We start from the raw sequence: 12,504 nt of genomic DNA, 5'->3' as shown, positions 1-12,504 counted from the left end.
AGGATGCGGCCACACCCTCCCGATTAAATCAAGTCAAGTATTCTTTTCAAAAACACTTGTTGAGTTAAAGAAGTAGCAAATATAGTAAATCTTTAATTCTTATAACCTTATTCTAATTTATTTATTTTAAAAATCAGAAGAATTATGAGATGTTTTGATAAGGCTATTTTAGTAGCTTCAGTAGCACTTTGCTTTAATTTATCGGCTTTCTCTCAGGATATTACATTGAAAACCAATAATATAACAGTAAAGGAAGCTATCGAACAAATAAAAAAATCATCAGGATATTCATTTGTCTTTTCATCCCTTGATTTGGATACGAAAAAGCGTGTCTCCATTTCTGTAAAAGATGCGGTAATAGAAGAAGTTGTAAAACAACTTTTGAAAGGACAGTCCGGTTTGAGTTATGAAATTCAGGATAAAAAAGTAATTATTAAAAGAGCCCGGCAACCGCTGAATCGTGAGCAGCAAGGTGAGGTGACAGGAAGGGTGATTGATGTAAATGGTGAGCCGGTAATTGGCGCAACAGTGATAGTACAAGGTACTTCCAATGGTACAATAACTGATTTTGATGGTAATTTTACTCTGAATGCAATGAATAATGCTGTTTTGGAAATTTCTTATATTGGTTATGAGACCCGACAGTTGAAACCGCAAAACGGCAAGATGCTGGTTGTGACTTTAAAGGAGGATACACAAGCATTGGAGGAGGTTGTTGTAGTAGGATATGGTACACAAAGAAAGGTTAACTTGACAGGTTCTATCGGAACTATTAAAGCAGATAAGGCATTGAAGGCGCGTTCTGTTACCAACGTTCAGGAGTTGTTGGCAGGTTCGGTTCCCGGTATGACAGTAACCAAGGGTAGTGGTGCGGTTGGCTCCGGAGCTACTATAAATATCCACGGTACTTCCACGATTGGAGGAAGCTCCGGTGTTCTTATTCTGATAGATGGTGTGCCCGGTAATCTTTATACATTGAATCCTAATGACATAGAAAGTATCTCTATTTTGAAGGATGCTGCTTCTGCCTCTATTTATGGGTCACGTGCGGCAAATGGGGTTATGTTGGTAACGACAAAGAAGGGACAAACCTCAGAACGGCCGGTTGTTGACTTTTCTACCAATATAGGAATTCAGAATCCACAGTTCAAATTGGATTTTGTCGGTGCCGAAGATTATATGCGTTTGTATGATGAGGCAATGGTTAATGACGGTAAAGCTGCCTTTTTTGGTGAACAAGGCATACAGGATTTGAAGAACGGGAAATATGCAGATAATAAGTGGTATAAAGAAATATACCGTAAAAATACATTGATTAATAATACTCATGTGGCTGTTTCGGGTAAAGAGAAATCCATTACTTATCGTTTTTCTCTTTCGAACGACTATCAGGAGGGTACTTTACCTAACAATGATTATAACCGTTTGATATTCAAACCTGATTTACACTTCCAACTGTTAAAGAACTTGTCTGCGCAGGTTAATTTGCAATATACACAGACAAGTATAAAGAATCCGCAGGGAGGAACAACAATTTGGCAAACTCAGGCAGCGAGAATATCACCTGTTACTCCTATTTATGAGGCTAACGGACTATATGGGGTTGGTTCTTCGATGGGAGGAAACCCTATTGCCGGTGTCAATGAGGCCGGTTATTCAAAAGAACGTCACAAAGAGATGCTTGCTATATTTAGTGCTACTTATACTCCTTTGAAAGATTGGAATATAAAAGCAAATATATCTGCTTATACGCATGACCAGACGACAAAAGACCGTGTAAAGACTTATTATTTATATGATGCCGAGGGAAATGTGGCAAAGACGGAAAATCTTGTTTCTTCTTTGAAAGATTCTAATGCTTATCAATACCGTACACAATTGCAGTTTACTTCTGATTATGCGCTTACGTTGGCAGACTCACATCATTTCAAATTTTTGGCTGGTTATTCCCAAGAATATTTCAAGCAGGAAGGATTTTGGGCTTCCAGAGATAATATGCCGTTTGATGATATTGATGTATTGGGGGTAGGTAGTGATAATAAGCAGAATGGAAGTTCGACAACTCGTGATGTGGCTATACAGTCTTGGTTTGGACGTGTTAATTACGACTATCAGGGACGTTACTTATTTGAAGCAAGTTTAAGGGCAGATGGTTCTTCTCGCTTTGCAGAGGGACATAGATGGGGGGTATTCCCTTCATTTTCTGCCGGATGGAATATTCATCGTGAGAAATTTATGGAAGGAGCATCTTCCTGGTTGTCCGAATTAAAGATCAGGGGATCTTGGGGAACATTAGGAGATGCGGAAAAAGTAGGCTATTATCCGACTGCACAAGTCTTAAGTTATGATCCTAAAATTTATTCGTTTAATGGGAAATTGGTTGGTGGTGCATATAATAATGTCGCTATAAATCCTGATATTACTTGGGAAGTTTCAGAATTGGCCAATATTGGAATTGATTTTGGAATGTGGGATCAACGTATCAAACTGTCTGTTGATTATTTTAATAATCTTCGTCGTAATATATTATATACTCCTCCTGTTCCCTCTGAATTCGGACTTTCTGCTCCGATTTCAAATTTGTTGAGAATGAGAAATCAAGGGATGGATATTCTGGCGTCTTATAATGACAGTAAAGGAGATTTCTCATGGGGAGTAGATATGAATGCGAGCTTCTCAAAAAATAAAGTGCTGGAAATGGGAAATTCGGATAAATGGATTGAGGGAAATGCAGTGACCTATTTAAACGGGCAGTATCAGTTACCTTTCGGTTATGAAGCCGAGGGATTGTTTCAGAGTGAAGAAGACATAAAGAATCATGCTGAGCAAGGAAATGTTCTTCCCGGTAACATAAAATTTAAAGATCAAGATGACAATGGAGTTATTGACGGTAATGACCGTGTTATCTTGAATGATAAATTACCGATTAATTATGGGTTGAACTTGCATTTTGGGTATAAGAACTTTGATTTTTCCATGAATATGTATGGTAAATTGAATGTGAAGAAATACATATCCGGTTATGAAGGATGGGCTTTCTATTTATCTCAGAATGCACGCCCTATGCATTTGGATGCATGGAGTGAAAATAACCCGGATGCCACTTATCCCCGGCTTACTTTAACGAATACGGCTAATGATACTCAATATAATAGCTATTGGTTGCGTAATGCCGATTACCTGAAAATCCAAAATGTGCAGATTGGTTATACTTTCTCAAAAGCATTATTGGAAAAGGTGAATATTAAATATCTGAGACTTTATTTGTCAGGACAGAATTTAGCGACCATTACCGGCTACGATGGCTTTGATCCGGAGGGCGGATGGTATCCTTTGTCCAGAACATTTTCATTTGGTATAAATCTTCAATTCTAATAACAGTATGAGACATTATCGTTTTTATATTTTATTTGTTGCTGTGCTTACATTGTCTGGTTGTGCAGATTTTTTAGACCGTGATCCGTTGGAACAAGCTTCTGCAAATACTTTTTGGAAAACAGAAGCAGATGTAGAGAAAGGAGTAAATGCCCTGTATCCGTTATTGCCGGGTGAAAGGGATTTTTGGAGAGATTGTGAGAGTGACAACTCTTTGATGACAAACTCGTGGGGAGAGAATGGTTTGGGATATATTTGCCAGGGAATACATAATGCGGCTACAGGCTATTTGTCTGAAGAATGGAAATACGACCATATTTATCGCATTCTTTATTGTTTGGACAAACTTCAGGGAATGGAAATAAAAGAAGAAAAAAAACAGCGTTTTGAAGGAGAGATACGTTTTATTTTAGCGTTGAAATATTACAGGATGGCGCGGCATTTTGGGGATATTCCTCTCATTAAGGAAAAACCTGTTTCTTTGGAAGAGGCTGCATTGCCTCGTTCTCCTAAGCAGGAGGTGCTGGACTATGCCATTGAAAATGTGAATAAGGCGATAGAATATTTGCCGGAAACTTATTCGGGAGATGATGTGGGCCGTATAACTAAGGGGGCCGCTTTGATGTTGAAAGCTGATATGTATTTGGATATGGCAAGTTATAAAAAGTTTCATCAGGGAGAGGAGGCAAAAGAACTTTGGAAGGAAGCTGCTTCGTTGGCAAAGAAGGTGATTGACCTTAATTTATATGGTTTGGAAAATGATTTTGCCTTTTTGTTCAAAGCTGCAGCCAACAATAATAATAAAGAAGTTATTCTTGCCCATCAGTATATGGAGGATGAATTGACGCATATGTTGCCTGTGTTATGTTCACCATCGGGAGTTGGGGTGACAGGTCGAGGATGGGCTAGTTTTTGCCCGACACGAGATTTGGTTGATTCGTATGAGATGACTGATGGAAAGACTATTTATGAATCCTCTTTGTATGATATGGAACACCCATGGGAGAACCGGGATGCGCGCTTGAAGAAAACATTTATGTTGCCGGGGGTGGATATTCTCAGACCGGATGGAAGTTATACTCCGTATATGCCTCATCCGGCTTATAATAATCCGGAACGCATTAATAATGAGGGTGGCGGAATAACGGGATATATGTATTTGAAATATAACGATTTGGAATTGGAGAAAGTTGATGCTTCATGGACGAATTTCAGCCTGTATCGTTATGCGGAAACATTGTTGATTTATGCAGAGGCTTTGAACGAATATGAGCCGTATAATGCAGAAATAGTATGGGCGGTCAATCAGGTCAGAAAACGTGCCGGTTTGCCCGGAGTCGACAGTCAACTTGGAAATCAGGAACGGATGCGTACTATTATCAGGGAAGAAAGAAGGCATGAATTTGTTGGTGAACATAAGCGTTATTTTGATATTTTGCGCTGGAAAACGGCAGAAGTTGTATTGAATCAACCCGGATATGGTATCAATAAGGATGAGCATACTGCTATCGGAGATTATACTCAGGAAAAATTCCTTGGGCAGGAACGCACATTCGATCCGCAAAAACATTATCTGTGGCCGATCCCTCAGTCAGCAAGAGATAAAAATCCTAATTTAACTCAAAATCCTAATTGGTAATAGATAAAATTAAATATATATGATTACACATTTACAGAAATGGAGCTTGTTGGCTCTTTTGGCAGCGGGCTCATTGTCTGCTCAGGAATGGAAACCGTCTGATTGGCCTGTGTTGAAGCATTATGATAAGGAGCATTTGTTTCAGATAGCTCTTCCTTTAGGCGGAATAGGAACAGGTACCGTATCTCTTGGTGGAAGAGGAGAGTTGCGTGATTGGGAAATAATGAATGTTCCGGGGAAGAAATATAGCACGGTAACTACCGGTAATAATGCTCCTTTCTTTTCTATTTATGTTAAGTCACAGGATAATATTCCTGTGACGACTTTGTTGGAAGGTCCTCTTTACAGCCATGAATATTTGCACTATGAAGGTCGTCCGGTTAACCATCACGGCTTTCCCCGTTTTGCCGAGGCCTCTTTCGATGGGGCTTACCCGTTCGGGCAAGTGAATCTTTCGGATGCCGAATTACCGGTTACTGTAAAGATAAAGGGATTCAACCCATTGCTCCCGGGGAATGCTGATGACAGCGGGTTGCCGGTGGCGGTGCTTGCCTATGAGGTTACAAATACCGGGGATAGTCCTTTGGAGGTTTCCGTGTGTGGCTCTATGAGGAATTTTATTGGGAAAGACGGCAGTAAGTTTCGGACAGACTGGAAAGGAGATTATATTCCGGTAGGTGCTGAGAAGAACAGGAATGAGTACAGGGAAAGTGGAAATCGGAAAGGTATTTATTTATACTCCGAAGGAGTTGACAAACAGGATCCGGCATGGGGGACAATCGCTTTGGTGACTTCTTCAACAGGACAAGTAAGTTATCGGACTTCTTCAAAAGCTGATTCATGGAATAATGCCATTTTGAACTTTTGGGACGATTTTAGCGAAGATGGGGTTATGGTAGAAAGGGAACAGCCGTCAGATGAAGATCCGATGGCTTCTCTGGCAGTAAAAAAAACAATTGCTCCTCAGGCTACGGAAACTTTTGTTTTTTATCTGACTTGGAATTTCCCGAACCGTAAAGGATGGTCATCTACCATAGTAGGTAATTATTATAGCCGACAGTTTGCTGATGCATGGGAAGTGGCCGAGAAGGTGATTCCCCGCATGAAGCAATTGGAAGAAGAGACTCTCTTGTTTGTTCGTTCATTTTTGAATAGTTCTTATCCTGAAACAGTGAAAGAGGCAGCTCTGTTTAACTTGGCTACTTTGCGCTCGCAGACAGTATTTCGTTTGCCTAGCGGTCATTTGATGGGTTGGGAAGGAATAATGGATCGTTTTGGTTCTTGTCAAGGGTCATGTACTCATGTTTGGAATTATGAAATGGCTACTCCCTTTTTGTTCGGTGGTTTGGCACAGACAATGCGCGATGTGGAGTTTAACTATGCCACGAAAGAGAATGGGTTGATGAACTTTCGGGCTGATTTGCCTTTGTCGGAAGCTGCAAAAGGAAATTCGGCTGCGGCTGATGGGCAGATGGGATGTATCATGAAGATGTATCGGGAGTGGCAACTGTCGGGTGACTATGCTTTTCTCCGGAAAAACTGGGGACAGGTTAAAAAAGTACTCTCTTATGCTTGGACAGAGAAGGGATGGGATGGAAATCAAGATGGAGTAATGGAAGGGTCGCAGCATAACACGATGGATGTGAATTATTTTGGCCCTAATCCTCAAATGGGATTTTGGTATATGGGGGCATTGCGGGCGGCCGAGGAAATGGCATGGGCTATGAAAGATAAATCTTTTGCCAAGAAGTGTCGGAGGCTATTTGAACAGGGTAGTCGGTGGATGGATGAACATTTGTTTAACGGTGAATATTATGAACATCACATTACTGATCCTGAAACTTTTGAATTCATCAATATGGAAGGTGCAGATGATAAAATTCCGGCTTTCCAGTTGGGCAAAGGGTGTCTGGTTGACCAATTAGTGGGGCAGTATATGGCACATATTTGCGGGTTGGGATATTTGGGAGACAAAAAGCATATTCATACAACTATGGAAAGCATTATGAAATATAACTATGTATCCGATTTCAGCCGTCATTTTAACAATATGCGTTCTTACGTAATGGGTGAGGAAGCAGGACTTCTGATGGCTTCGTGGCCTAAAGGACGTTTGGAAGTGCCCTTCCCCTATTTTGCAGAGGTAATGACCGGATTTGAATATTGTGCTGCTGTGGGTATGATATATGAAGGAATGACGGATGAGGCATTGACTTGTATCCGTTCTATCCGTGACCGTTTTGATGGTGCCAAGCGTAATCCGTTCAGTGAGCCGGAATGCGGACATCATTATGCCCGTTCAATGGCTAGTTGGGCGAGTGTGATCGCGCTGAGTGGATTTCACTACTCGGCAGTAGATAAACAAATGCAGTTTACGTCTGCTCCCGGAACCTATTTTTGGAGCAATGGGTACGCATGGGGAATGTGTCGGATTTCTGACGGTGAAGCCACATTGGAGGTGCTGAGAGGAACTTTGGGCATTGAACGCCTTCGTATTGGGGATGTGACTGTGAAAACGAAGAAAAAGCAACTTACGGCAGGAGAGTCCGAAACTATAAAATGGTAAATTAATGCGTTATTGGTATTTTTTATTGGTTTGTATCAGTCTTATATTGCCGGCCTGTCATGAACAGGCTGGCAATGTCCTGCATCCGGAAAAGACGTCGGTGGCTGATTGGAAGGAAAGCTTGCAAGAAAAACTGCCTTTGTTGGGGCATCGTAATTGGATTGTTGTTACAGATATGGCATATCCCTTGCAGGCTGATCTGGGTATCATCACTTTATATGCTCCTGAAACTTTTGGAAATGTTGCCGCTTTTGTCATGGACCGGATTCGTCGGTCGGAGCATGTCTTTGCGCATATATATCAGGATCGTGAGCAGTTGGCCTTGACAGAAGAACTGTGTCCCGGTGTGACGGCATACAGAAATTCGTTAAGTAAAGTATTGGATGGGAGTGAGAAAGTGACTTTTCTTCCTCACGAAGAACTGATTTCAAAGTTGGATAGTGTCAGCAAGCTCTATCAGGTGGTTGTCATTAAAACAGCTTTGACATTGCCTTACACATCTATCTTTTTTGAATTGGATTGTAAATATTGGGATGCGGTTCGGGAAGTAACTGTCAGGAAGCTTTCTATGGATGCGGTAGATAACCATTGATTGTGCTGTATTCCGTAATGTTTTTCATAAGGTTGTCATGTAATGGGGGGAGGGTAAAAGAGAAGATAAGTGCGGATCATGTTAATTTAAAAGCTGTCTACAGTATATTAGAATAAACCTTTTGTAGTTTGCGCAAAAGTACCGATATTTGTGCAAACTAAAAAGCAAACAATATGAAAATAGGAGATAAAGTTCGTTTTCTCAGTGAAGTGGGAGGCGGTATTGTAACAGGATTTCAGGGAAAAGACATTGCATTGGTGGAAGATGCCGATGGGTTTGATATTCCGATGCCTGTTAGAGAATGTGTAGTAATAGATGCTGATGATTATAATATAAAGCGCAAACCTGTTGCGCAGAAGGATGTGCCTGATGCAGCCAAATCCAAAGGGGCTGTGCAGACCGTGAAAACGTCAATGGAAGAAGAGGAAGACGAACGTCCCATCACTTATCGTGCCGCCGAGCGTAAAGGAGGAGATGTGCTTAATGTAATGTTGGCCTTTGTTCCACAAGATATCAAAGCAATTTCGAGCACCGGTTTTGATGCTTATATTATCAATGACAGTAACTATACGCTTTCATTTGCTTATCTTTGTGCCGAAGGTCATAATTGGCGTGTGCGGAGTTGGGGAACTGTGCAGCCGAATACTAAATTCTATATCGAAGAGTTTGACAAGAGCATTTTAAATGAACTGGAGCATGTGGCAGTGCAAGTGCTTGCTTTTAAAGATAATAAGAGCTTTATGATAAAGCCTGCCGTGTCGGTGGAGCTTCGTATAGATACGGTTAAGTTTTATAAACTCCATACGTTCCGCGAAAGCATATTCTTTGAAGAACCATCATTAATTTATGATATTGTGAAAGATGATATGCCTGCCCGACAGACTTTTTTAAACGCGGACGATATTAAAGATGCGCTTTTGGCAAAGAAAGCTGTTGATGTTATTCCGGCACGTAAGCCTGAGGCGAAAGTTCCGCAGAGCGATATCGTAGAGATAGACCTTCACGCCCATGAGTTGCTCGACTCTACTGCCGGCATGAGTAATGGTGAAATTCTGAACTATCAGCTTGATGTGTTCCGTAAGACTCTGGAGGAATACAAGAGCAAGAAAGGACAGAAGATTGTTTTCATTCATGGCAAGGGCGATGGCGTTTTGCGCAAAGCCATCTTGCAAGAATTAAAATATAAGTATAAGAATTATCAGAGTCAGGATGCTTCTTTCCGCGAATATGGCTTTGGAGCGACTATGGTAACGATTCGTTAATATGCAGACATTAAAAGAATTTCTGAGGACAGACCGGTTCGCTTCATGCACCGGCGTGGAGCTGCTGGAAATAAAACCGGGGTATGCGCGTGCACGTATGTTGGTTACGGAACGACATCTCAACGGTGGAGGGGTGTGCCAGGGAGGAGCCTTGTTTACATTGGCTGATTTGGCATTTGCTGCCGTGGCAAATAGTCATCGCCGGCTTACACTGTCTGTGACAGCTAATATTACTTTCTTGCGTCCTGCAAAATCAGGATATGTGTATGCAGATGCTGCTGAGGTGTTTAATCACCATCGCATTCCTTTTGTAGAAGTGAAGATAACGAATGAGAAAGGCGAATTGATTGCTATATTTACCTCATCGGGCTATAGAAAAGAAACGGAGTTGCCGGTGGAGGATTTGGAATAATATACAGCAAGAAGAGGGCGTGTCGAAACGCTCATAAACTAAAAATCACCCTCGCCACAGGTAGTTGTAGCGAGGGCGATTTCGATAAGAAGGAAGTTTTGACACATTTGTATTCAGGTATTTATTATCCTTCTTTTACTTTCGCTTTTCCAATCTGTCCGGGTTCGACGAATAAATATTTATATCCTACACGGATAGCGGTCAGATTTAATGCTTCGAGACGCGCACGGCGTACCAGCAAGGCAGTCATTTCATGTATGCGACCGTCTACATAACCGATCATTTCACTTTCGTTCGTTTTTTCCGAGCCATACGTGCCGGCACTTTGTACTACCATGAAAGGTGATTCCGTACCTTCTTTATCCATGCCGACAGCTATGGCAACATATATCCACATTGGTCCGTGAGCAACCACTTTACGTGCTGTGGCTGTGCGGCTTTCTCCTTTTGCCAGTGTGCCGTGACAACCACCTGCGGGTGATTGAATCAATGCCCCCAATCCATATACCGGGACCTTGTTATCAGATGCATCCAATGGCTGTTCAAACAAAATTTCTTCACTCGTTTTCGGGTGAGTGACATGATAATGGTTTGCTTCGGGTATCAGTCCTCTGATTTCGTCATCGCCAACAGCTCCGGTTACTAGTTTGACATTCAGTAAACTACCGTTTAAAGCAGCTTCGTATACCACATCTGTCAGTGCGGCATTGCTGGTTAATTCTAATTCTTTCATAAGTCAAGGTTCTTTTATTTGTTTTTTTCTTACTACCAACACGTTGGAAGCCGGAAAAGATTATAAAAGAACGGCAAAATTTGTGAAAGGGATGCGAAAAAAGGGAGAAAGTATCGAAACTGATACTTCTTCCCTTTTAATCCTTATTTTTCGCTTCACCGTTATGGTGTCGGAGTGGCGTGTTTACTGGCGATAGTCAGCCAAATCATCTGCTTTAAACTTGCGGATGAAGTTGAAGTGTTTTTCTACTTCGGCTTCTGCATAGTTTACATATACATGGGCCGACTTGGCGAACAATTCAGGTGCTTTTGTCGCATCTTGGATAAGAAGATGTGACATGATACATACGGCAACCATTTCATAAAGACGGCGTGCAACGAAATCAAGTAACTCTTGATTCTGGGCCTCTTTTACCGCATTGGTGCATGCGTCAAATTTGTTGGCCATTTCTTTCACTCGGTCCATCAGCGGTTGCATATCTTCACTGCAAGGAATAGCTTCATAATTACGCAAGGTTGCGATATAAGAACCGTTGGTTACGTAACGGATAGCGGCTACAGTCTGCAACTGGGTCGTTCCTTCGTAAATGCTGGTGATGCGTGCATCGCGATAGATACGCTGGCAAGCATATTCCATCATGAAACCTGAACCACCGTGAATCTGGATACAATCGTATGCATTCTGGTTGGCATATTCAGAGTTCATACCCTTGGAAAGCGGAGTAAAGCTGTCTGCTAGCTTGGCGTAGACTTTTTGTTCCTGACGTTCTTCAGGAGTCAGTTTGCGTTCGCGGGCAATATCATCCAATGCTTTGTAAATATCCACATAGCGTGAAGTCTGGTAAAGCAATGCACGGCCTGCATCCAGTTTGGCTTTCATGATAGACAGCATGTCATATACTGCCGGGAAATCGATGATGGCTTTTCCGAACTGCTTACGTTCTTTGGCGTATGCCAATCCTTCGTTGTAAGCAGCTTGTGACAAACCTACTGACTGGGCAGCGATACCCAGACGCGCACCATTCATCAATGCCATAACGTATTTTATCAAACCGAGCTTACGGTCACCGCAAAGTTCGGCTTTCGCGTTCTTGTAAACCAGTTCGCAGGTAGGAGAGCCGTGGATACCTAATTTATTTTCGATGCGGCGTACATCTACACCTCCTTCGTTTTTGTCATAGATGAACATAGACAAACCACGTCCGTCTTTGGTTCCTTCTTCGCTACGTGCCAATACCAGGTGAAGATTAGCATCACCGTTAGTGATGAAACGTTTCACACCGTTCAGACGCCAGCAGTTGTTGGCTTCATCGAAAGTAGCTTTCAGCATTACTGACTGAAGGTCGGAACCTGCATCGGGTTCGGTCAAGTCCATAGACATGGTTTCACCCGCACAAATACGGGGAATGAAACGGCTGTGCTGGTCTTCGTTTCCGAACTCATACAGCGTTTCGATGCAATCCTGCAAAGACCAGATGTTTCCAAAACCTGCATCGGCGGCGGCAACAATTTCTGCGCACATGGTGTAGGGGGTGATGGGGAAGTTCAAGCCACCGAAACGACGGGGCATGGTCATGCCGTTCAGTCCAGCTTTGACCATCGCATCCAGGTTTTGTTTGGTTCCTGAAGCATATTCCACACGTCCGTTTCCGCAGTGAGGACCTTCTTCGTCCACTCCTTCGGCATTGGGAGCGATGGTTTCACCTGTAATCTCACCTGTGATTTCCAGAATTTTATCGTAAGAGTCCATGGCATCGGCATAATCCTGCGGTGCATAGTCGAACTCGTCTTTATCTCTATAGTCGCGCTCTTTCAGTTGGCAGATGCGCTCCATCATCGGATTGTTCAAGTGATACTTGAGTTCCGGTATATCGGTATAAAAGTTTGCCATAATTTTTAGTAGTTAGAGTGGTTAATAGTAGCTAA

8 protein-coding genes are annotated in these 12,504 nt (G+C 42.1%); 6 read left to right on the top strand and 2 right to left on the bottom strand.

Annotated features, from left to right (window positions below):
• Nucleotides 1-144 precede the first annotated feature (144 nt).
• From HMPREF1534_RS07890 to HMPREF1534_RS07915, 6 genes are all read left to right on the top strand, one after another.
• Nucleotides 145-3,375: a TonB-dependent receptor gene (locus HMPREF1534_RS07890; RefSeq protein ID WP_005941097.1), complete on the top strand. Its 3,231-nt coding sequence runs from the start codon at nucleotides 145-147 to the stop codon at nucleotides 3,373-3,375.
• A 7-nt stretch (nucleotides 3,376-3,382) separates the two neighbouring features.
• The gene (locus HMPREF1534_RS07895) at nucleotides 3,383-5,014 is read left to right on the top strand and encodes a RagB/SusD family nutrient uptake outer membrane protein (RefSeq protein ID WP_005941096.1); all 1,632 of its coding nucleotides are present in this window, start codon (nucleotides 3,383-3,385) and stop codon (nucleotides 5,012-5,014) included.
• A 19-nt stretch (nucleotides 5,015-5,033) separates the two neighbouring features.
• Nucleotides 5,034-7,580: a GH116 family glycosyl-hydrolase gene (locus HMPREF1534_RS07900; protein WP_005941095.1), complete on the top strand. Its 2,547-nt coding sequence runs from the start codon at nucleotides 5,034-5,036 to the stop codon at nucleotides 7,578-7,580.
• 4 nt (nucleotides 7,581-7,584) lie between these two features.
• Nucleotides 7,585-8,172 (top strand): hypothetical protein, encoded by a 588-nt coding sequence (locus HMPREF1534_RS07905; RefSeq protein ID WP_005941094.1) that lies wholly within the window; start codon nucleotides 7,585-7,587, stop codon nucleotides 8,170-8,172.
• 173 nt (nucleotides 8,173-8,345) lie between these two features.
• The gene (locus tag HMPREF1534_RS07910; protein WP_005941093.1) at nucleotides 8,346-9,434 is read left to right on the top strand and encodes a DUF2027 domain-containing protein; all 1,089 of its coding nucleotides are present in this window, start codon (nucleotides 8,346-8,348) and stop codon (nucleotides 9,432-9,434) included.
• Nucleotide 9,435: 1 nt separating this feature from the next.
• Nucleotides 9,436-9,846, top strand: coding sequence for a PaaI family thioesterase (locus HMPREF1534_RS07915; RefSeq protein WP_005941091.1), 411 nt, complete (start codon nucleotides 9,436-9,438; stop codon nucleotides 9,844-9,846).
• A 124-nt stretch (nucleotides 9,847-9,970) separates the two neighbouring features.
• On the opposite strand, the gene HMPREF1534_RS07920 is transcribed toward HMPREF1534_RS07915, so the two are convergent.
• Nucleotides 9,971-10,579: a histidine decarboxylase, pyruvoyl type gene (locus HMPREF1534_RS07920; RefSeq protein ID WP_005941090.1), complete on the bottom strand. Its 609-nt coding sequence runs from the start codon at nucleotides 10,577-10,579 to the stop codon at nucleotides 9,971-9,973.
• A 183-nt stretch (nucleotides 10,580-10,762) separates the two neighbouring features.
• Nucleotides 10,763-12,469 carry an acyl-CoA dehydrogenase family protein gene (locus HMPREF1534_RS07925; protein WP_005941089.1) on the bottom strand — a complete coding sequence of 569 codons (1,707 nt, stop codon included), beginning with the start codon at nucleotides 12,467-12,469 and terminating at the stop codon, nucleotides 10,763-10,765.
• Nucleotides 12,470-12,504 lie beyond the last annotated feature (35 nt).

Origin of the sequence: Phocaeicola massiliensis B84634 = Timone 84634 = DSM 17679 = JCM 13223, from assembly GCF_000382445.1 — a bacterium.
Lineage (GTDB): Bacteria > Bacteroidota > Bacteroidia > Bacteroidales > Bacteroidaceae > Phocaeicola > Phocaeicola massiliensis.
This window is presented reverse-complemented; position numbering and strand designations above follow the sequence as displayed.

Bases quoted from the DNA above. Each gene is read 5' to 3' on its own strand.
- HMPREF1534_RS07890 (WP_005941097.1), top strand. From the start codon at position 145: ATGAGATGTTTTGATAAGGCTATTTTAGTAGCTTCAGTAGCACTTTGC.
- HMPREF1534_RS07895 (WP_005941096.1), top strand. From the start codon at position 3,383: ATGAGACATTATCGTTTTTATATTTTATTTGTTGCTGTGCTTACATTG.
- HMPREF1534_RS07900 (WP_005941095.1), top strand. From the start codon at position 5,034: ATGATTACACATTTACAGAAATGGAGCTTGTTGGCTCTTTTGGCAGCG.
- HMPREF1534_RS07905 (WP_005941094.1), top strand. From the start codon at position 7,585: ATGCGTTATTGGTATTTTTTATTGGTTTGTATCAGTCTTATATTGCCG.
- HMPREF1534_RS07910 (WP_005941093.1), top strand. From the start codon at position 8,346: ATGAAAATAGGAGATAAAGTTCGTTTTCTCAGTGAAGTGGGAGGCGGT.
- HMPREF1534_RS07915 (WP_005941091.1), top strand. From the start codon at position 9,436: ATGCAGACATTAAAAGAATTTCTGAGGACAGACCGGTTCGCTTCATGC.
- HMPREF1534_RS07920 (WP_005941090.1), bottom strand. From the start codon at position 10,579: ATGAAAGAATTAGAATTAACCAGCAATGCCGCACTGACAGATGTGGTA.
- HMPREF1534_RS07925 (WP_005941089.1), bottom strand. From the start codon at position 12,469: ATGGCAAACTTTTATACCGATATACCGGAACTCAAGTATCACTTGAAC.